Raw genomic sequence first — 20440 nt, forward strand, 5'->3', positions numbered from 1 at the left:
GTCGACCGCGAGGAGTTCCTGGACCATGGATTTCGGTCTGACCGCCGCCGGACTCGTGATCGGGTTCGTCGTCGGCCTGACAGGTATGGGTGGCGGGGCGCTGATGACTCCCGTGCTCGTCATCTTCTTCGGGGTACAGCCCCTGGCTGCCGTGTCCAGCGACCTGGTCGCCTCGGCGCTCATGAAACCGTTCGGTGGCTTCGTCCACCTGCGGCGCGGGACTGTCTCGTTGAAACTCGTGGCGTGGCTGTGCGCCGGGTCCATCCCTGCGGCGTTCTCCGGTGTCCTCATCCTGCGGGCGCTGGGTTCGTCGGCCGACATCGAAGGCGTCGTCAAGAAGGCGCTGGGGGTGGCGTTGTTGCTGGCCGCCGCCGGGCTGATCTCGAAGGCCTATCTCACCCTGGTCTCGCGCTCCCGGAAGGAGCGGGCGCGGTCCGGCGAGGCTTCTGGCACGGTTTCGGGCGCCGCTTCTGGCACGGCGTCCGGCGCGGCCGACATCGTGATCCGGCCGGTGCCGACGCTGCTCGTCGGCATCATCGGCGGCCTGGTCGTCGGGATGACGTCGGTCGGATCCGGATCGCTCATGATCATCGCCCTGCTGCTCCTCTATCCAGCCATGAAGCTGGGTCAGTTGGTCGGCACCGACCTTGTTCAGGCTGTGCCCCTCGTCGCCGCGGCAGCGGTCGGCCACCTGTTGTTCGGCGACTTCCGGCTCGAGGTGGCGGGATCCTTGCTCCTGGGCGCCATCCCGGGAGTGGTCGTCGGCGCACACGCGTCGTCCCGCGCACCGTCAGGGATCATCCGCCGGGCGCTCGCTCTGGTGTTGTTCGCCTCCGGTATGAAGATGCTCGGTGTCCCCGACGTTCCGTTGGGGATAACGCTTGGCGTCGTGGTGGTCGTCGGACCGATGCTCTGGATGTGGGCGCGGGTTCGCCACGGTCAGCCGGCGCTTGCACGTAACGGTCGGCGTACGAAGCGTTCCGCCGCGAAGCAGGAGGCGAGTATCGCTCGGGACTAGAAGTTTGCTGGCCGGAGCGGTGGTCACTCGCTCTTGAAGTCGTCGGCGGTGAGTCCGTCGGCGTGTCCTTCCGGCCATTGGACGAGCTCGATCAGGTAGCCGTCGGGGTCGCGCACCATGGTGACCAGCGGATCATCGGGACCGGCGGTGGGCCGCGCTGGATCGGTCTGGATGCCGTGGGCGGCCAGGGTGGCGATGGTGGCGTGCAGGTCGGCCGTGTGGATGGCGAGGTGGTTGAGGCCGCCGGTCTCGGTGACCGGCCGGGCGGGATCGTGCGCGAGCTCGACGGTGACGAACGGGTCGTCCGGCAGCTGGAGCATGGTCAGGCTGCCGAACGGGGTGTCGGGAACGGTTCCGACGACGTTGTAACCGAGTGCCTGGTAGAACGCGCGAGAGCGATCCAGGTCGGTGACGCGGAGTCCGACGAGCAAGGTGCGCACGGTCATCTCCCTGATGGTGTGGCGTCCTGCGGGTTCGTTGGGTCCATGATTCAGTGTTCGACGTCGTAGAGCAGGTGGGTGACACGGTTGCCCTGGGCCACGCGGGACGGGTTGCCGAGCGTGACGTTGTCGCCGGGTTCCATGGCGCCGAAGAACGGCCTTCCGCCACCGAAGACGACGGGCACGACGTTCATCACGATCTGGTCGATCAGGCCGAGCCGCAGTGCCTGCCCGCCGATCTGACCAGCGGCGACGTCGACGATCCGGTCGCCGCAGAACTCGCGTGCCTGCTTGATCGCGGATTCGACTCCGTCGGTGACGAACGTGAACGGTGCGGTGTCCGCGTACTCCCAATCCGTCGGCGGCTCATGTGTAACGACGAAGACGTGTTCACCCGCTGCCGGTACGCCATTCCAGCCGTTCGTCTGATCGAACGTGTTCCGCCCTAGGATGACCGCGCCGATGTTGGTGTAGACGGACTGCATGAAGTCCTTGGACGCTTGTGTGCTGCGCATCGCGTGCTCGTCGGATTCGGACCATTTCCATTCGACATCGCCACCCGACATCCAGTCGAACAAGGACCCGATCTGGCCATCGCCGTAAGCGATGTAGCCGTCGGCCGACACCGCCGCGCAACCCATGATCGTCTTGCTCATGATCTTTCCTTTCGTCCCAGTCAAGTCGTCGTTGTCAGGGACGCTACGAGCGCCACGGGAGGGCTGGCATCTGTCACATGACTGGTGCTGAGCTGCGTCGACGGCGTGGGCGGTCACAGGTCGAGGTGGGCGAGTTCGCCGCGTCGTCTGACACCCAACTTGGGGTACGCCTTGTACAGGTGGTAGCCGACGGTGCGTGGGCTCAGGAACAACTCCGCCGCGATCTCGCGGTTGCTCATGCCGCGCGCGGCCCGACGGGCGACCTGCAGCTCCTGCGGCGTCAGCTGGCCTGCGTCGGTCGCGGGCGAGTGGTCCGGCACGTCATCGCCCAGGGCGACGAGTTCGGCCCGCACGAGCCGATCCCACCCGTGCGCGCCGATCTCTTCGAACTCGTGGTGTGCACGGACGAGTTGCTCCCTCGCAGCTTTCGGACGCCTGCGCCGCCGCAGCCATCCGCCATATGCAAATCGCGTACGCGCCCGGTCATACGGTCCGCACCCATCGACGTCCAGCGACTCCCGGAACGCACCGTCCGTGTCGGCGCCATCGGCGAGGAGCGCCTGGCATCGGAGCATCAGCCCTCTCGCGACCGGGCGGTCGGTGTGCGTCGCCCACTCGGTGAGCTGGGGCAGGTACGTCCGCGCCCGCCCGCTGTCACCAGCCCGAACGGCCGCCTCGACGTGGTCGGGGACCGCGCGCACCATGACGTCTCGGCCGGGCAGCCCGCCGCAGACGCCGTCCAGCCTGTCGAGAGCGGAATGTGCGTTCCCTGCAGTGAGATCGACCACGGCGAGCGCCCACTCCGCCTGCGCGGCGGCGATCCCATGGTGACGGTTGTCGCTCAGCACCCGCGCGGCGTGGCGCTGAGCCGTGGCGGGGTCGCCCCGAACCGCCGCGAGCCATGCCGACATCGACGTGAGCACGACGACCTGTAGCTGCTGCCCGAACTCGTCGGCGAGCGTCACCGCCTCGACAAGGCTCGCGTCCGCTTCGCGCAGTCGCCCGGTGGCCAGCTGGGTCGTCCCCAGCAACTCCAGCGTGTACGGCAGCCATCCCATCGCCCCCTGACGCCGCAGCTCCTCCACGAGTCGGCCGAGCATCGCAGCCGCGCGGCCGTCGGCTCCGATGAGCAGAGCCATGAAACCGGCCGTCAACCGCTCCAGCGTGGGCGTGTCCTCGCGCTGGCCGGCCGACTCGACCATGGCACGCATCGGGTCCACGGCGCCCGCCACGTCGCCACGCAGCAGCCGGCTCATGCCGACCAGGCCGTCGACGAGCACCGCGGAACCGCCACGGACCTGGGCGAGCCGTTCTGCACAAAGGCCCACCAGCTCGGCATCGGCCGCGTCGCGTGCGCACCACATCGCCTCCGTCAGCACCGCGACCGCCTGGTCGGGTTCTGTCGTCAGGACTGGCGTCGCGGCATCGACGGCAAGGCGCGCGGCGTCGGCGGGGGACGTGCGCTCGTAGGCGACTTGGGCGCGGATCCACCCCGCCTTCGCCACCTCGCGCGGCTCGTCCGTGAGAGCGACCCCGTCCTCGGCCAACTCGACGGCACGGTCGCCCTGGCCCGCGTCGTACGCAGCGCGAGCGGCGGCCACCAAGCGCCGACCCCGCTCAGCAGGGGCGCTCGACAGCTGCGCGGCCCGCTCCAACGCCCGCACCGCCGTCGACGGCCCACCCCGGCCCGCGGCACGGTCCGCCACCCGCTCCAGCTCCGCCGCCACACTCTCATCCGCCCCGCTCGCGGCCAACGCGCGATGCCACGCCCGTCGATCCGCGTCCCGCGGGTCCGACAGCACGGCCGCCAACGCCCCGTGCGCAGCAAGACGCGCGGCGAAGGACCCTTCCTGATACGCCGCCGCCCTGATCAGCGGATGCCTGAACGCGACCCCACCCGCCGCCACCTGCACCAGGCGACGACGTTCAGCGGGTTCGAAGTCCGCCGCCTCGATGCCGACCTGGCCAGCAGCCGTCATCAGCGTCGCCAGGTCTGATCCGTGATCGGCCGCGGCCAGCAGCAACGCCGACCGCGTGCGTGGGCCGAGGTCACGCACCTGCCGGCCGAAGTGCGTCTGCAACCGGCCCGTTGCCGGAAGCGGAGCAACCGGAGCCGGCCAGCCCGCAGCGTCGACATTCGTGGTCAGTTCGATGATCGCCAGAGGGTTGCCGCCGGACTCGTCCAGGATCCGCTTCACCATCTCGCTCCGCACGGGCCGGACCGTCGACGCCAGGCGCGCGGCGTCGGCCTGCTCGAGCCGGTCGAGGGGCAGGCTCTCGATGCCGGGCGCGTGGAACGGGCGCTCGCCGTCGCGGATGGCGAAGATCGTCGCGATCGGGTCCGCCTGGAGCCGTCGGACCGCGAACAGCAACGCGTCCAGAGACGGCTGATCGAACCACTGCACGTCGTCCAGCAGGCACAGCAACGGCCCATCACCGGCGAGCTCCGACAACAACGACAGCGTCGCCGCCCCGGGTAACCCTCGGTCAACGGGCTCGCCGCTGGTGCCGAATGCCACGCGGAGGCAGTCGGCCTGGGTCTGCGGAATCGCGTCGATCCTGTCCGCATCGCCGGCGAACAGCACCTGCAGGGCGGCGAAGGCGACCTCGGTCTCCGACTCGATCCCCACCACCCCCAGCACCCGCATGCCGCTGGCCACCCGGGCCGCGTGATCGAGCAGCGCCGTCTTGCCGATCCCGGCTTCGCCGCGCACCACCAACGAACGGCTCCGGCCGTCCTTCGCGTCAGCCACCAGCCGATCGATCCGCGACAGCTCCGCGTCCCTCCCGACAATCACGCCAGGAACGCTAACGCACGGTGAGCCACAGGGTCGCCCTCCCGCGCGGGGTCGCCGCGGGAGCAGCCGTCGTCATCGACCACTGGCTTCAACGAGTCACGAAACAGTCCCGAGCCGCCCTGGTCGGATCACTGGGCTGCACCGTCCGCCGTCGGCACGCCGCCCTCCGGCACGCCGCCATGTCGAACGGCGACAAGGGTCTTCCGCTGCCGCGCGAGTGTCACCCGCCGAGCTCGGTGGGACACGAGGTGGCGCGCCGCTTCCACGACGACCGTGACGCTGATCGCCAGCCCGAGTCCGAGCAGCACTCCCTTGATCGGCTCCCTCTCGAACGCCAGGCCGCCCAGGTAGCCGACGCACGCCGAGTACGTGGCCCACGACACGGCGGCCACCGCGTCGAAACGGGAGAACGTACGCAGCGGGAATCCCACCGTGCCCATCGTGAGGGTCGTGGCCGTCCGACCGCCTGGTACGTACCGAGCGACGACGAGGACCAGCCCGCCGCGCCGGTGGAGCGCCGCCGATGCCCAACCGAAAGCCCGCCGTCGCCGGCTGCCCGGCCGTGTACGGGCGAGCAACGGGCCGCCCGCCACCCGCCCGAGCAGGTACGACATGTGGTCGCCGGCAAACGCGCCAAGCGCCGCGATCACGATGAGGAACCAGAGGTTCGGCGCACCCGCAGCGGCGAACGCGCCCGCCGCGATGACGACGCTCTCACTCGGAAACGCCGGGAGGAACCCGTCGAGAGTCGCGAGCACGAAGACGGCCAGGTAGATCCACGGCGAGTTCATGGCGTCGTGGACGACGTCCAGGATGGGTGCGCTCATGGACGTCACCCTCGCCCGGAGTGGCCCGATTGGCGTCGGGCAAGAGTGCCCGGAAGCGCCCCTCCTTTCGAGGGGGCCGCTCCGACGAAGGATGTACGCCACACCGCCCGCCCTCGCCTACGCTCAGCGGGTGGACCACGGTCGGATCGCGCCAGTCGTCGGCGAACGCGCCATCAGGTGGGCGAGTCGCACCTTCGACCGGTCGGCACCCTGGCTGGTGGGTGCACTGGTCGCCTTCATGTCGGCTGGGTCGGTTCGGGACTGGACCGAACCGTTGATCCTGGTTGTGGCGGTTTCGTCCGGTGTGGCTTCCTGGATGGGCCGCCGCCGGCGCTGGCCGCTGTTCGTCACCGGGGCGGCCAGCATGCTCCTGCTGGCGCTCTGGCCGGCTCCGTTCGTCGCGTCGTACTACGCCGGAACCAGCCTGCGCCGGCGCAAAGAACTCATCGCCTACGCCGCGATCGGCAGCACGATCCTCATCGTGTCGTTCGTCCTCCCGCTCGACCTCGGGCTCGACCTCGGTGGCGCCGAACGCGCCGAGGGGTTGACGAACCAGGCGGCGATCCTGCTGTTCATGGGCCTGGGTCTGGTCGCCGGTCTGTGGGTCCGGGCCAGGCGGGAGGTGCTCGCCGGCCTGCAGGACCGGGCCGAACGACTCGAGCGCGAGCAGGCGGCGCGTTCGGACCAGGCGAGGGCCGAGGAACGCTCGCGCATCGCGCGGGACATGCACGACGTCGTGGCGCACCGCGTCTCGCTGATGGTCCTGCACGCGGGCGCGCTGGAGGTCAACGCACCGGACCAGCGCACGGCGGAGGCGGCTGCTCTGATCCGTACGACGGGCCGCGACGCCCTCGCCAACCTGCGAGATGTTCTCGGAGTCCTCCGATCGAACCCGTCGTCGGTCGAGTGGGTGTCCGGCACGCAGGGCTCGCACGCGCCCATGCCCGGTCAGAGCAGTCCCGACGCGGGCGCGTTCGACGCGTACGCGCTCACACCGCAACCGACGCTCGACGATCTCGACACGCTGCTCGACGAGTCGCGGTCCGCCGGTGTCCCGGTGAGTCGGCGCGACGAGGGCGCACCAGGTCCGGTGCCGATCATGGTGCAGGGCACGGCCTACCGCGTCGTGCAGGAAGCCCTGACCAATGTCCACAAACACGCCGGCGGCGCCGCGACCGAGGTCGTCCTCACCTATGCGGCCGGCGGCCTGCGACTGGTCGTACGCAACGACGCGCCACCTCCCGGCGCGGACAAGGCGCTGCCGGGCGGCGGCTACGGGCTGACCGGCCTGCGTGAGCGCGTGCAGCTACTCGGCGGCCATCTGGTCGCCGGACCGCAGCTCGACGGCGGGTTCGCTGTGACCGCGGAACTTCCCGCGCTCCCGCAGGGGGAGCATGCGCCAAAGGATGACAGCGTGGGGGAGAGGCCATGATCCGCGTCCTGGTCGTCGACGACGAGGTACTCGTGCGGTCCGGGCTGCGGATGATCCTCGAGGCCACCGGCGACATCGTGGTGGTCGCGGAGGCGCGCGACGGTACCGAGGCGGTGGCGGCGACCGCACGGCACCGGCCGGACGTCGTACTCATGGACGTACGCATGCCCGGCATGGACGGCCTCAGCGCGGCGGCGGAGATCGCGAGCTCGCCGGATCCGGCCAGGATCATCATGCTCACCACGTTCGACCTCGACGAGTACGTCCACGCCGCGCTGAAGGCCGGCGCGGTCGGGTTCCTGCTCAAGGACACGCCCCCGCGCGACCTCGCCGCAGCCGTCCGTACCGTCGTCGCCGGCAACGCCATGCTCGCGCCCACGGTCACCCGGCGACTCATCAGTTCCTTTGCCGACAAGGGCCCTTCACAGGCCGAGACCGCGCGGAAGCGGCTCGCCGTCCTGACCGAACGGGAGCAGGAGGTGGCGCGTGCCGTCGCCCGAGGGTTGTCCAACGCGGAGATCGGCCGGGAGCTCGCGATGAGTGAGGCGACTGTGAAGACCCACGTCAGCCGATGCCTGGCGAAGCTCGACCTCACCAACCGGGTGCAGGCGGCCATCCTGGTCCACGACGCGGGCCTGCTCTAACGGTTAACGTTTCGTCCGTGCCGCAGATCAAGGTCCTCAGTTACAACGTGCGAGGCCTGCGCGACGACCGGGCAGCGCTGCACACGATCGTCCGCCAGGTCCGGCCGGACGTCGCCCTCATCCAGGAGGCGCCGAGCCGGCTACGGTGGCGGCCGAGGTGTGCGGCACTCGCCAGGGAGTGCGGCCTGCTCTACGCGGCGGGCGGTCGTACGGCCGGCGGTAACCTCCTGCTGGTCAGCTCGCGGATCGACGTCCACGCGGTCGAGGAGCTGCGGATCCCGCAGCGCGCCCGCGAACCCATCCGCGGCGTCGTGGCGGCAACCCTCGGCCTCGAGAAGGTCCGGTTCGCCGCGGTCGGCATCCACCTCGGACTGTCCAGCCTCGGCCGGCGGCGCGACGTCCGCGAGGTCCTCGGGGTGCTGCGGGTCCGCCGCGACCTTCCGATCGTGCTGGGCGGCGACCTGAACGAGCCGGTGGGTGGACCGAGTTGGCGGGAGTTCGCGGCGGCCGGCATGCACGATCCGGCGACGTCGGTCGAACCCGGAGATGGTGGCCCTTCGGTGGGAGAGCTCGACCCGCACGCCCCGACCTTTCCGGCGGCGGGACCACGCACGCGCATCGACGCGATCTTCGTGGGTCCGGGTGCGGACGTCGCCGACTACGGCGTGCCCACGAAGGCCGATCTGCGGTATCAGCTCGTCCGCGCGACCGACCACCTGCCGGTCGTCGCGGTCGTCGACCTACCTGGCTGAGTCGGGCGCGGCTCGAAAACCCCTGCGATATAGACGATATCTGCGTGCCGAATATTGTCCGCGTTCGCTTGACGGTCTCGCGCTCGACGATCAATAGTCCCTCCTGACGCCGAGGAGGTTCTGATGTCCCGCAGGTCCGCTGCATACGGCACGCATCAACCTCCCGTTCGCGATGTTCCTGATGCGGGCCTTCTTCGAGACGTTGCCGCGTGAGCTCCGCGACAGCGCGCGGGTCGACGGTGCAGGTGAGTTCCGCATCTTCTGGAGTGTGATGGCGCCGTTGATCGGACCTGGCGTCGCGACCCTGGTGATCTTCCAGTTCATGTTCACCTGGAACGAGTTCATCCTCGCCAACACGTTGCTGCAGACACCGGAGTTGCTGCCGTTGCAGCCGGTGCTGTTCGCGATGCAGGGGCAGTACTCCACCAACTGGTCGGTGCTGACGGCCGCGTTGGTGATCTCCGTCCTGCCGATCGTCATCGTGTACGTACGCATGCAACGCCGGTTCGTGGAGGGGCTCACGATGGGCGCGCTGAAGACCTGAGGCGGCATGCCGTCGCACCGCCGAATCCGGTGAGACGCGCGCGCCATCGAAAGCTGGGAGGAATCGAATGCCAGGAATGTCCTACGTCGAGATCGGGGTCACCGAACTCGGCCGGTCTGAGGAGTTCTACGCCGGGTTGCTGGGCCTTGCCACCGGCACACTGAGCGAGGACGATCACGGCCGGCGTGTCCGGTGGCTGGGTTCCGGTGATGCTCCCCACGCCGGCCGGGTGAAGCTCGTGGAGCTTGGAGCGGACGCGCGGCCGACCAGCTGGGAGCGTGACGACCTGCAACGCGGCATCCGGCACTTCGGTCTGAAGGTGCGCGACATCGACGCCGCGGTCGCCACTCTCGCCGCTGCGGGAGTGGAGTTGGCGGTCAAGCCGTTCGATGCGTTCGGTGGTGTGCGGATCGCGTTCTTCTTCGATCCCGACGGCGCCTACCTGGAGTTCGTCCAGGGCCATGTGCAACACAACAACGTCTGGTCGGAAGGGCTCGTCGCGGAGGAGGCCGCGGCCTACCAGGACTGGGACGGCACGCCACGCTTCGACCACGTGGCGGTGACCGTGCCCGATCTCGATGGGGCGCTCGACGTCTACCGCGACCAGCTCGGCTTCGGGGTCGTCGGACAGCTGGTCAGGCCCGAGGACGAACGTGGTTTCCTCATCACCAACCTGCGGGCCGGAGCCGGGACACTGGAGGTCTTCACCTACGGTGTGGCCACCCACCGTCGCGAGGGCGACGCACTTGTCGAACGGACAGGGGCGGACAACCGGCTCGGAATCCGGCGGGTCGGCGTGGCCGCGGCCGCGGGGGTGGAGGCTGGGTCCCTGGTCGGACCCGGTGACGTACTGATCGAAAGGGTCGCATGAGCGAGAACAACTCTGGTCGGCTGCCGCTCCGCCCGCTCGGCGGCACGGGCCTGGAGGTCACGCCGGTCTGCCTCGGTTGCGGTGTGCTGGGCGGGATGGAGCGGATCTTCGGCTACGACGTGACCGCCGACCAGGGAGTCGCGACCGTCCGTCGCGCCCTGGACAGCCCGGTCAACTTCCTCGACACGTCCGCGGGCTACTCCGACGGCGAGAGCGAGCGCCGGGTGGGTGCCGCCCTCCGGGCGAACGGCGGCCTCCCGGATGGGTACGTCCTCGCGACAAAGGTCGACCCGGACCCCGAGACCAGGGACTACTCCGGCGCACAGGTGCACCGCTGTGCGGAGCAGAGCCGCGAACGCCTCGGTATCGACAGCTTCCAGCTGCTCTACCTCCACGATCCGGAGGTGATCGGCTACGACGCTGCGATGGCGCCGGGTGGCCCGGTCGAGGCACTGGTCGAGCTGCGGAAGGTGGGTGTCGCCGCACACCTGGGCGTCGCGGGCGGGCCGATCGACCTGCTGAGCCGCTTCGTCGGGACCGGCCTGTTCGAGGTTGTCCTCACCCACAACCGCTACACGCTGGTCGACCAGTCCGCCGGACCATTGCTCGACCAGGCCGCGGCCGCCGGCGTCGCCGTGGTGAACGCCGCGCCGTTCGGCGGCGGCATCCTGGCCAAGGGTCCGGAAGCCGTCGCGAAGTACGCCTACCGCGAGGCGGATGACGCCATCCTGAACCGGATCCGGACGATGCAGGACCGCTGCACGGCCCATGACGTACCGCTCGGCGCCGCGGCGTTGCAGTTCTCCCTGCGGGAGCCGCGGATCGCGTCCACGGTGGTGGGCGTCTCCCAACCCGAACGTGTCGACCAGACGGTCGCCTGGGCCAACTGGCCGATCCCGGACGAGCTGTGGCGGGAACTCCACGACCTGCTGTCGAACGGACCAGACACGGGTACGGCTGGTCGAGGGAGGGGATGACGGTGCCGAAACTGCCGGACGGGTTCGCGTGGGGTGTCGCCACCGCGAGTTACCAGATCGAGGGCGCGGTGGCCGAGGACGGCCGGGCGCCGTCGATCTGGGACACCTTCACGCACACGCCTGGACGCATCGCGGACGGCCGCAACGGTGACGTCGCCTGCGACCACTATCACCGCTACGCCGAGGACATCGCGCTGATGGCGGACCTGGGCGTGACGCACTACCGCTTCTCCCTGGCGTGGCCCCGGATCCAGCCGACGGGCGTGGGGCCACTCAACCAGGCGGGGATCGACTTCTACGCCCGCCTCGTCGACGCGCTGCAGGAGAGGGGGATCCAGCCCTGGGTGACCCTCTACCACTGGGATCTCCCGCAGGCGTTGGAGGACGAGGGCGGCTGGCCGTCGCGCGACACGGCGTACCGCTTCGCCGACTACGCGGTCGCGGCGTACGAACGACTGAAGGACCGCGTAGCGAGTTGGACGACCCTGAACGAACCCTGGTGTTCGGCGTTCCTCGGCTACGGCAACGGCCAGCACGCCCCAGGAGTCCAGGACGAACGCAAGGCCCTGCACGCCGCGCACCACCTGCTGCTCGGGCACGGCCTCGCGGTCTCCGGCATGCGCGCGGCGGGAGCGGCCGACCAGCAGATCGGGATCACCCTGAATCTCTGGCCGGTCACTCCGGTCAGCGACAGCCCGGTGGACACCGACGCGGCCCGGCGGGTCGACGGGATCAACAACCGGTTCTTCCTCGACCCGGTGCTGCGCGGAAGCTATCCCGCCGATGTCCTCGACGACGTCGCGAGGATCACCGACACCGACCACATCCAGTCCGGCGACGAGCAGGCCATCGCGGCGCCCGTGGACTTCCTCGGGGTCAACTACTACAACCCGAACTACGTCCGCGGTGGTGCCTCCCAGGCCGCCGACGGCCGGGCGTGGATCGGCTGCGACGACGTGGAAGCGGTCCCGCAGGGCTTCCCGGTGACGGACATGGGGTGGGAGGTCGAGCCCGACGGACTGCGTCGCCTCCTGGTCAGACTGCACCACGACTATCCGGGGTTGCCGATCTACGTCACCGAGAACGGCATGGCGGCCCGCGACACGATCGACGCGGACGGCAGGGTGGACGACCCGGACCGGATCGCCTACATCGACGCGCACCTACGGGCCGGCGCACAGGCGATCGCCGAGGGTGTCGACCTGCGCGGCTACTTCGTGTGGACCCTCACCGACAACTTCGAGTGGTCATGGGGATTCAGCAAGCGGTTTGGCCTCGTCTACCTCGACAACGAGACCCAGGAGCGGATCCCGAAGTCGAGCGCGGCGTGGTTCGCCTCCCTCGCGCGGACGAACGAGCTGCCCGATGGCTGAGCAGCATGTCCTCGTCGTCGGCGGCACAGGCGGCATCGGGGCGGCGGTCGCCGAACACTTCGGCGGACTTGGAGCTCACGTCATCGCCGCCGGCCTTCCCACCAAGGCTCCGCCACCGGAATCGACGGCCATCATGGTGGAGGAGATCGACCTGGCGAAGGACGGCCAACTCGAGGACCTGATAGCCCGTCAAGCGCGCCTTGACGTGCTCGTCAACTGCGCGGGCATCATCCGGCGTCGCCTGGAGTTCCAGCCCGAAGTCTTCTCCCAGGTCATCGACATCAACCTGACGGGGACGATGCGCGCATGCGTCGCGGCCCGGTCCCTGCTCGCCGGGTCGCAGGGCAGCATCATCAACGTCGCCTCGATGTTGAGCTACTTCGGCGGGCCGCTGGTACCTGCGTACACCGCGAGCAAAGGGGGAGTCGTGCAGCTCACCAAGTCACTTGCCGTCGCGTACGCCGAGGACGGTATCCGGGTCAACGCGGTCGCTCCCGGCTGGATCCGGACCGACCTCACCGCCGAGATCCGCTCCGATCCCGAGGCCGAGCGGCGCATCCTCGACCGTACCCCCTTGCGTCGTTGGGGAACGCCCGCCGAGGTCGCCCAGGTCGTGGCGTTCCTCGCCTCGCCGGGTGCGGCGTTCGTCACCGGCGCCGTCGTACCCGTCGACGGTGGATACCTCGCCGCGTAGAAGACTCTGGAGGTCACCCATGACAGAACGCCAGCGCCAGCCAGCCAACTCCGCCGACTCCGCCGACATCGTGTTCGGCAAGGTCACCGAGTCCGAAGGCGTCCTGCAGGAGATCGCGATCGCCGCGATGCCCGACGACGACCGGATCTGGGTCGAGCAGGAGAAGGACGTGTGGTTCCGCCCGCTGATGTTCAACACCGTCGTCGGGCAGTGGTGCAACCTGCTGCGCGTCACCCGGTCGGGCGTCGTGTCGCGACACCGCCATCCCGCCGCCGTCTACGGCTACGTGATCAAGGGAAAGTGGCACTACTACGAGCACCCCTGGGTGGCTGAGGCGGGTCACTTCGTCTACGAGCCGCCCGGCGAGATCCACACGCTCACGGTGCCCGAGGACTGTTCGGAAATGGTGACATTTTTCAACATCACCGGAGCGATGATCTACCTCGACGCCGACGGGCGCCAGATCGGCTACGAGGACGTCTGGACCAAGATCGAACTCTGCCGGGCCCATTACGCCAAGGTCGGACTGGGTGCAGACTTCGTGGAGCAGTTCATCCGGTAGGCGCCCACGCCCGCGAGCGGTGCCTGAGCCGTGAGGAGGCACCGCCAATGGACCTGAGTCAGGTCTACCGGTTCAGGTTGGACTGGATCACGAGTTTTGTCGCGGTCGCGCAGTACGGCGGCTTCTCCGCCGCGGCCGCCGCGCTCTACCGTTCCCAGCCGCGGATCAGCATCCACGTCGCCGAACTCGAACGCGCCCTCGGCGTACGACTGTTCGACCGGTCGGTCCACCCTGCCGTCCTCACGCCGGAGGGGCGGGCAATCCTGCCGCACGCCAAGGCGGTTCTCGCGCACGTCCAGGAACTCTGCGACGGCGCGGCCTCCGACGGGACCGCCCGCGGAGAGGTACGCCTGGCGATCTATCCCAGTGCGGCGGCCTATCTGCTGCCCGAGCTGCTCGTGGAGCTGCGCCGGCTGCATCCCCACGTGAAGCTGGTCCTGCGCGAGGGTCCGACCATGGCGTTGAGCGAGCTGGTTCTGACCGGAGAGGCGGACCTGGCCATCCGTCCGGTGCTCCCTCCGGTGTCGACGGAGAAGCTCGCGCACAAGACGCTGTGGCAGGAGCCGCTCGTCGCGGTCGTCGGGAGCCGCCATCCGCTCGCCGGCCAGGACGGTGTGGAACTCGACGCACTCGCCGGCATGCCGTTGATCACGATCGGCGAGGGCGAGGAACAGGCGAGCTCGCAGTTCGAGACCAATCTCGTCTTCGAACAGGCCGGGCTCTCACCGCATGTCGTCTTCCGGAGCAACCAGCCCCAGACCCTGATCGCCCTCGTCCGACGCGGACTCGGGATCGGCGTGACCAACTCCCTCGCGATGACGACATCGAACCTCGACGGAGCACGCCTGGTCCCCATCGCCGACGCGCACTGCCAACGGGAGGTGGCGTTGTGGTGGCGTACGGACCGGCCGGCTTCGGTCGCCGCGACGGCTGTGCACGAGGTGGTCTGCGGGCTGCCCGCGCCAACCGGTGCTCCCCGGCAGCATCACACGATGGCGCCGTCCTCGTCGTCCGGCGGACCGCCCTTCATCCGTACGACGAGAGTCAGGAAGCCGGTGATGAAGCAGACCACGCCCACGACGACGAACCAGCTCGGTGCGTAACTGCCGGCCACTGTCGCCAACAACAGCAGCACAGGTCCACCGAGGAACGCCACCCACGCAAGTTTCGTCACCATCTCGACCCGGGGGAGCGGCGGCGGTGGCGGCGGCACAAAGCGCTCCTCGTCGGCTGCGGACGAAGCGTGTCCACGCTCCGCACTGCCAGCCGGGGTTTCGACGGACGTTTCCGTCGTCGTTTCCCCTCCAGGCGGGGGAGCACTCTCCGTGGTCCGATGCTCGGCGGCGTTGTCATCCTCCTGGACCGGCCATCGCGGGACGGCGTCGGGTGCCGTCGCGTCATAGCCCGCGATGATGGCTGCCCAGGCCTCGTCCTCGTCGAGCGTCGCCTGGCCCTGAGCAGGTTCGGTGTCCTCGCCTCCTCCGCTCACCTGTCGAGGCAGCTGGTCGGCCAGCAGGGCCCGCGCCTGGTCCTCGGCCTCCTTGTCGACAAAGAGCCGGTCGCACGGGACCGCGGGCAGCCGGATCTCCAGACAGGGGCCGAGCACCGGTGGGCACGGCTCGGTGTAGGCGGCGACCTGAGCGGTGCCGAGAACGTCGAGCATGCGGTCGGCGACGCTCGGGTCGAGGTCGGCGATCGCGACGTACGAGGCGGCCTGCAGACCGTTGTCACGCATCGGAGCCTCCCGCGAACTTGCAAGACCCGGCGACCAGGACGGCACTGACCCTCGCTCAGGCCCAACCCGGGACAGGCCTGCCAAGGGACCGGCACAGCCGCTCGACGAATGCCCACGTCTCGGCGTAGATCGTCGGCGCGTCATAGTCGAGCGTGGCGACATGGTAGCTGTCGGCCAGGCTGTGTTCCTCGATCTCCCGCGAGCCGACACGTGCTCGTAACAAGCGCATGCTGGAGCCGTCGAGCACATGGTCCTGCAGAGACCGGAAGACCAGCAGCGGCTGGGTCACCGCCGGCAGTTCGGCGGCGACCAGACGCCACAGCTGGGTGAGCGAGTGCAGTGCCGACAGCGGTGTGCGGTCGTAGGCGCCCTCATGGGCGCCCGGCTTGTGGATGTCATGTCCGATCGCGGGCAGCGACGCGACGAACCGGTGCAACAGCGGAAGCGACCGGAGCCGGATGTCGCGGCTGCCCAGGGCCGGATTGACGAGCACGACGCCCGCGATCCGGTCACCGTGGACCTGCGCCAGGCGGAGCGCGAGGCACGCACCCATGGACTGGCCGCCGACGATCAGCGTGTCGCATTCGTCGGCGAGTCGGACGAACTCCCGCTCGACGCAGGCGTACCAGTCCTGCCATCCGGTGCGGTTGAGGTCCTGCCACGTCGTGCCGTGCCCCGGCAGACGGGGCGCGGCGACGCGCATGCCGTGCTCGGCGAGATAGGTGCCCCAGGGCCGCATCGAGTGCGGAGAGCCGGTGAAACCATGGCAGAGCAGGGCGCCGGTCCGGCCGGTTCCGGCGTACAACGGCTCGGCGTGGGACTGCACTCGCACGGTGCGTGCTCCTCGGGAAGTCGCGCGACGCTGGGGACTTGCGAGAATATCCGTTGAGCCACATTCGCGCCGTGACCCACCGGGCGTTGCCCTGAGATCTGCAGCGGCCTAAGGTGCCGAACAGGAGACGAAGGAGAGAACTTGTTCTACTGGTTCCTCAAGGTCTTCGCCCTCGGACCGTTGCTGAAGACCATCTACCGGCCGTGGGTCGAAGGTCTGGAGAACGTTCCTCGCGAAGGTCCAGCCATCTTCGCGAGCAACCACCTGTCCTTCGTCGACTCGGTGTTCCTCCCGCTGGTGGTGACCCGGCGGATCACGTTCCCGGCGAAGATCGAGTACTTCACCGGCGTGGGCATCAAGGGCCGGCTGACGGCACTGTTCTTCCGCGGCATCGGCCAGGTGCCGATGGACCGCACCGGCGGCCGGGCCAGCCAACTCGCCCTCGACGCCGGCCTGCGGATCCTCCAGCGCGGCGAGATCTTCGGGATCTACCCCGAGGGCACCCGATCGCCCGACGGGCGGCTCTACAAGGGCAAGACCGGTGTCGCCCGCCTCGCCCTCGCCTCCGGCGCGCCTGTCCTCCCCGTCGCCATGATCGGCACCGACACGATGCAACCGCCCGGCAAGGCGCTGCCCAAGATCATGCGACCCGGCGTACGGATCGGCAAACCACTCGACTTCAGCCGGTACGAAGGCATGGAAGACGACCGCTTCGTCCTGCGTTCGGTGACCGACGAGATCATGTACGAGCTCATGGAGCTGTCCGGCCAGGAGTACGTCGACGTCTACGCCCAGCGCGCCAAGGACGAGCTGGCCCTGAGCAGGCGGCGGTCCGCAGACACCGGACCGACCGACGACGGGGCCGAGCGGGGTGCGGGGACCGACGTACGCAAGGCGAGCTGAGGGTGGCTCACCCCGCGGAGGGGCCTGACCCGGCGGCGTCGTTGTGGAAGGGCCTCGCGGTCCTGAGGTTCGTCTTTCTCGCGCAGGCGCTGGCGGTCAACCTGCTGCGCTGGCCGGAGCTGGCGCACCCGATGGCCGTGTGGTTCGTCCTGAGCGTGATGGCCGCGTGGACTCTGCTCATCAGCTGGGCCTATGACGCGCCGAGCAGGCGCCGGTGGCAGGTCCTGTCCGCCGACCTCGCGGTGGCCGTGGGTGCGCTGCTCACGACGCCGTACATCCTGAGCGAGCAGATGCTGGAGCAGCACGACTTCACCGTCCCGACGTACTGGGTGACGGCCCCGGTCCTGGCATGGGCGATCCATCGGGGCTGGGTGGGCGGTGTCCTTGCCGGTCTGGTGATCGTCCCGGCCGACCTGTCGACGCGGGCGGTCATCAACGACTCCACGTTGGGCAACCTGTTCCTGCTGCTGCTGGCCGCCCTCGTCGTGGGCTACACGTCCGCACTGGTCCGCCAGGCAGCCACGGAGCGAGCCCGGGCGACGGAGCTGGCCGCGAGAACCGCGGAGCGTGAACGCCTCGCCCGCGCGGTTCATGACGGGGTCCTGCAGGTGCTCGCCTACGTCCAGCGGCGCGGACTCGCGATCGGCGGTGAGGCGGCGGAGCTTGGCCGGGCCGCCGGCGAGCAGGAGGAGCGGTTGCGGAGCCTCATCCGGGGTGGAAGCGAACCGCTCGGGACCGCCACTCACGGCCAGGTCGACCTGGCCCGGGAGCTCGCCGGGTTCGCCGCCACGAATGTGTCGGTCGCCGCTCCTGCCGAACCGGTGCTCGTGCCCTCGGAGGTCGCCCGGGAGCTGGTCGCCGCGGTCAAGGCGGCCCTCGACAACGTTGACCAGCACGCGGCGGGAGCGCGCACCTACCTGCTGCTCGAGGACGACGAGCACGGCGTGGTCGTGAGCGTCCGCGACGACGGGCCGGGGATCCAGCCCGGCCGGCTCGAGGCGGCGGCGGCCGATGGGCGGATGGGTGTGAGTCGTTCCATCGTCGGACGGCTGGCGGAGCTCGGCGGGACGGCTACATCGCGGAGTGCGGCGGGGGAGGGGACCGAGTGGGAGCTGCGCGTCCCCCGGGTGCCCGCCGCCCGTGCAACTGACACAGCGCCAGCGACCTAGCAGGACTTCGTCAGGCGGGCCCGGTGATGTCGCGGCCGCAGCCCGCGAGCTGAAAGCCAAACCGGCCGGTGAGCTGCAGGTGCACGGCAGCGGCAGCCTGGTCCGCTGGCTGTTCGACCACCAGCTGGTCGACGAGATCATCCTGCTCACCTGTCCCGTGGTCGTCGGCCAGGGGACGCGGCTGTTCCCCGATGCCGGCCCGGACACAGCGCTTGACCTGGTCGACTCGCGGGCCACGCCGAAGGGCGTAACGCTCCAGGTCTACCGGCCCATCGGGCGCCCGCAGTACGCCACCTGAAGCACGTAACACAGGCGCCGCGCTGCGGGCCCCAGCCGTGGCACGCTCGCCGGGCCCTCCGACCCACCGCCGCGGCGTGGCCACCCCGAACGCCGGACGGGATACCGTCGCTGTCGGATCGCTCACCACCGGCGTACCGGCAGGTCCTCGAAAGAAGTCCGGGAAGGGTGTCGGATCGGGGCAGAGACGTTCGTAGCACGGGTGAGCGGCCGCCGACGAGCGGCGCCCCACAGCACAGGAGATGATCTTCAGATGCAGTACCTGGTTTCCGTGATCCACGACACGGCCGGCCTCGCCACCCCGGACGAGATGGCTGCCATCAACGCGTTCAACGACCGGCTCGAGGCGGAGGGTCACTGGGTCTTCGCCGGCGGCCTCGCGGCGCCCAGCGCGGCCACCGTCATCGACAACCGGCGTGGGGAGGCGGTGTTCACCGACGGGCCCTTCCTGGAGTCGAAGGAGTACCTCGCCGGCTTCTGGATCATCGAGGCCCCCGACCTCGACGCGGCGCTCAGGCTCGCCGCCGAGGGGTCGAAGGCCTGCAACCGGAAGGTCGAGGTACGGCCGTTCCTGTGAACACCTCACGAAACCGCTCCGCGTCGCTCCACGATTTCGCGGGGACCCCGGAATGACCACCCCGCAATGAGCGTGGTCGACGTCCGGGAGGCGATCACCCAGGCCCACCACGAGGAGTGGGCGCGGGTCGTCGCCGCCCTGACCAGACGTTTCGGCGACCTCGACATCGCCGAGGAGGCGGCGGCCGAGGCGTTCGCGACCGCCGTCGAGCGGTGGCCGGCCGACGGCGTACCCCCCAACCCCGGCGCCTGGCTGACCACCACTGCCAACCGCAAAGCGATCGACCGGATCCGGCGCGAGAGCAAGCGCGGCGACAAGCAGAAGGAGGCTCAGAAAATGTTGTCCGACGACGACCCGCCCGAGCCGCTTGGCGCCATCGACGACGAGCGGCTCCGGCTGATCTTCACCTGCTGTCACCCGGCGCTGGCGATGGAGACCCGCGTCGCGCTGACGCTGCGCATGGTCGGCGGTCTGACCGTTCCCGAGATCGCCCGTGCCTTCCTGGTGCAGGAGACCGCCATGGGGCAGCGGATCACCCGCGCGAAGGCCAAGATCAAGGCGGCTCGCATCCCTTATCGGGTGCCGTCCGCGGAGGATCTCCCGGCGCGTGTGTCCGGCGTTCTCGCCGTCCTGTATCTCGTCTTCAACGAGGGCTACCTGGCGACCGGCCCCGACACCGATCCCGTACGCCACGACCTGACCGCCGAGGCGATCCGGCTCACCCGCCTGATCCGTGCCCTCATGCCCGACGACGGTGAGGTGGCCGGGCTGCTGGCGCTGATGCTCCTCACCGAGGCCCGCCGCACCGCCCGGGTTTCGACCAGCGGCGAACTGGTCACCCTCGACGAGCAGGACCGAGGGGCCTGGGACGCAGGCATGGTCGCCGAGGGTCATCGGCTGGTGCGGGAGCGGCTGGCCGCCGGGGTGGCTCCGGGTCCCTACCAGATCCTCGCGGCGATCAACGCCGTGCACACCTCCGCCCGCGACGTACGCGACACCGACTGGTCGCAGGTCGTCGCGCTCTACGACCAGCTCGTCCGCCTCGACTCCTCGCCGATCGTCGCCCTCAACCGGGCCATCGCGGTCGCCGAGCTCGACGGCCCGGAGGTGGCCCTGGCGACCGTCGACCGTCTCGAGGACAAGTTGGCCGACTATCACGCCTACCACGCGACCCGCGCCGACCTGCTGCGCCGGCTGGGCCGCAGTCAGAAGTCGCGCGCGGCGTACGACAAGGCCATCGAGCTGGCCGGCAACACCGCCGAGACCGCCTACCTGACTCGCCGCCGCGACCAGCTGGGGTAGCGCACAACACACGAACCGACATACCTGACGAAGTACT

22 protein-coding genes are annotated in these 20440 nt (G+C 69.6%); 16 read left to right on the top strand and 6 right to left on the bottom strand.

Features of this window, described 5'->3' with window-relative positions; genetic code table 11:
• The first annotated feature begins 25 nt into the window (after positions 1-25).
• Positions 26-1018, top strand: coding sequence for a sulfite exporter TauE/SafE family protein (locus ABNF93_RS11315; RefSeq protein WP_349327896.1), 993 nt, complete (start codon positions 26-28; stop codon positions 1016-1018).
• Between the two features lie 23 nt (positions 1019-1041).
• On the opposite strand, the gene ABNF93_RS11320 is transcribed toward ABNF93_RS11315, so the two are convergent.
• From ABNF93_RS11320 to ABNF93_RS11335, 4 genes are all read right to left on the bottom strand, one after another.
• Entirely contained in the window at positions 1042-1464 is a 423-nt protein-coding gene (locus ABNF93_RS11320) for a VOC family protein (protein ID WP_349327897.1), read from the bottom strand.
• Positions 1465-1508: 44 nt separating this feature from the next.
• The gene (locus ABNF93_RS11325; protein ID WP_349327898.1) at positions 1509-2114 is read right to left on the bottom strand and encodes a dihydrofolate reductase family protein; all 606 of its coding nucleotides are present in this window, start codon (positions 2112-2114) and stop codon (positions 1509-1511) included.
• 113 nt (positions 2115-2227) lie between these two features.
• The gene (locus ABNF93_RS11330) at positions 2228-4912 is read right to left on the bottom strand and encodes an ATP-binding protein (protein WP_349327899.1); all 2685 of its coding nucleotides are present in this window, start codon (positions 4910-4912) and stop codon (positions 2228-2230) included.
• Between the two features lie 128 nt (positions 4913-5040).
• Positions 5041-5739 (bottom strand): DedA family protein, encoded by a 699-nt coding sequence (locus tag ABNF93_RS11335; RefSeq protein WP_349327900.1) that lies wholly within the window; start codon positions 5737-5739, stop codon positions 5041-5043.
• Between the two features lie 130 nt (positions 5740-5869).
• On the opposite strand from ABNF93_RS11335, the gene ABNF93_RS11340 reads away from it, so the two are divergent.
• The 10 genes from ABNF93_RS11340 (at position 5870) to ABNF93_RS11385 (ending at position 14691) form a co-directional block, all read left to right on the top strand.
• Positions 5870-7171 (top strand): sensor histidine kinase, encoded by a 1302-nt coding sequence (locus ABNF93_RS11340; protein WP_349327901.1) that lies wholly within the window; start codon positions 5870-5872, stop codon positions 7169-7171.
• The gene (locus ABNF93_RS11345; RefSeq protein ID WP_349327902.1) at positions 7168-7815 is read left to right on the top strand and encodes a response regulator; all 648 of its coding nucleotides are present in this window, start codon (positions 7168-7170) and stop codon (positions 7813-7815) included. The genes ABNF93_RS11340 and ABNF93_RS11345 overlap by 4 nt, the downstream gene beginning before the upstream one ends.
• 17 nt (positions 7816-7832) lie before the next feature.
• A complete protein-coding gene (locus ABNF93_RS11350; RefSeq protein ID WP_349327903.1) occupies positions 7833-8567 on the top strand; it encodes an endonuclease/exonuclease/phosphatase family protein in 735 nt (244 codons plus the stop codon).
• A 172-nt stretch (positions 8568-8739) separates the two neighbouring features.
• On the top strand, positions 8740-9111 hold the full coding sequence (locus ABNF93_RS11355; protein ID WP_349327904.1) for a carbohydrate ABC transporter permease: 372 nt from the start codon (positions 8740-8742) through the stop codon (positions 9109-9111).
• 76 nt (positions 9112-9187) lie between these two features.
• Positions 9188-9982 (top strand): VOC family protein, encoded by a 795-nt coding sequence (locus ABNF93_RS11360; RefSeq protein ID WP_349327905.1) that lies wholly within the window; start codon positions 9188-9190, stop codon positions 9980-9982.
• Positions 9979-10959 carry an aldo/keto reductase gene (locus ABNF93_RS11365; protein WP_349327906.1) on the top strand — a complete coding sequence of 327 codons (981 nt, stop codon included), beginning with the start codon at positions 9979-9981 and terminating at the stop codon, positions 10957-10959. Before ABNF93_RS11360 ends, ABNF93_RS11365 begins: the two co-directional genes overlap by 4 nt.
• On the top strand, positions 10956-12332 hold the full coding sequence (locus tag ABNF93_RS11370; RefSeq protein WP_349327907.1) for a GH1 family beta-glucosidase: 1377 nt from the start codon (positions 10956-10958) through the stop codon (positions 12330-12332). The genes ABNF93_RS11365 and ABNF93_RS11370 overlap by 4 nt, the downstream gene beginning before the upstream one ends.
• A complete protein-coding gene (locus tag ABNF93_RS11375) occupies positions 12325-13026 on the top strand; it encodes an SDR family NAD(P)-dependent oxidoreductase (RefSeq protein WP_349327908.1) in 702 nt (233 codons plus the stop codon). Before ABNF93_RS11370 ends, ABNF93_RS11375 begins: the two co-directional genes overlap by 8 nt.
• Positions 13027-13045: 19 nt before the next feature.
• Positions 13046-13588, top strand: a complete 543-nt coding sequence (locus tag ABNF93_RS11380; RefSeq protein ID WP_349327909.1) for a 2,4'-dihydroxyacetophenone dioxygenase family protein — start codon at positions 13046-13048, stop codon at positions 13586-13588.
• Between the two features lie 47 nt (positions 13589-13635).
• On the top strand, positions 13636-14691 hold the full coding sequence (locus ABNF93_RS11385; RefSeq protein ID WP_349327910.1) for a LysR family transcriptional regulator: 1056 nt from the start codon (positions 13636-13638) through the stop codon (positions 14689-14691).
• Here the strand turns inward: ABNF93_RS11385 and ABNF93_RS11390 are convergent.
• Together ABNF93_RS11390 and ABNF93_RS11395 are read right to left on the bottom strand one after the other, a co-directional pair.
• Complete coding sequence (locus ABNF93_RS11390) at positions 14574-15323, bottom strand: hypothetical protein (protein WP_349327911.1); 750 nt, start codon at positions 15321-15323, stop codon at positions 14574-14576. The two genes, ABNF93_RS11385 and ABNF93_RS11390, sit on opposite strands and share 118 nt — an antisense overlap.
• Positions 15324-15378: 55 nt before the next feature.
• Positions 15379-16155 carry an alpha/beta hydrolase gene (locus tag ABNF93_RS11395; RefSeq protein WP_349327912.1) on the bottom strand — a complete coding sequence of 259 codons (777 nt, stop codon included), beginning with the start codon at positions 16153-16155 and terminating at the stop codon, positions 15379-15381.
• A 141-nt stretch (positions 16156-16296) separates the two neighbouring features.
• Between ABNF93_RS11395 and ABNF93_RS11400 the strand changes: the two genes are divergently transcribed.
• The 5 genes from ABNF93_RS11400 to ABNF93_RS11420 all read left to right on the top strand — a co-directional run bounded on the left by ABNF93_RS11400 (position 16297) and on the right by ABNF93_RS11420 (position 20403).
• Positions 16297-17058 (top strand): lysophospholipid acyltransferase family protein, encoded by a 762-nt coding sequence (locus ABNF93_RS11400; RefSeq protein WP_349327913.1) that lies wholly within the window; start codon positions 16297-16299, stop codon positions 17056-17058.
• A gap of 2 nt (positions 17059-17060) precedes the next feature.
• Positions 17061-18227, top strand: coding sequence for a MacS family sensor histidine kinase (gene macS, locus ABNF93_RS11405; protein ID WP_349327914.1), 1167 nt, complete (start codon positions 17061-17063; stop codon positions 18225-18227).
• The gene (locus tag ABNF93_RS11410; protein ID WP_349327915.1) at positions 18199-18525 is read left to right on the top strand and encodes a dihydrofolate reductase family protein; all 327 of its coding nucleotides are present in this window, start codon (positions 18199-18201) and stop codon (positions 18523-18525) included. The genes macS and ABNF93_RS11410 overlap by 29 nt, the downstream gene beginning before the upstream one ends.
• A 252-nt stretch (positions 18526-18777) precedes the next feature.
• On the top strand, positions 18778-19101 hold the full coding sequence (locus ABNF93_RS11415) for a YciI family protein (protein ID WP_349327916.1): 324 nt from the start codon (positions 18778-18780) through the stop codon (positions 19099-19101).
• 66 nt (positions 19102-19167) lie between these two features.
• A complete protein-coding gene (locus tag ABNF93_RS11420; protein ID WP_349327917.1) occupies positions 19168-20403 on the top strand; it encodes an RNA polymerase sigma factor in 1236 nt (411 codons plus the stop codon).
• Positions 20404-20440 lie beyond the last annotated feature (37 nt).

Source organism: Actinopolymorpha sp. B9G3 (assembly GCF_040120725.1).
Taxonomy (GTDB): Bacteria; Actinomycetota; Actinomycetes; order Propionibacteriales; family Actinopolymorphaceae; genus Thermasporomyces.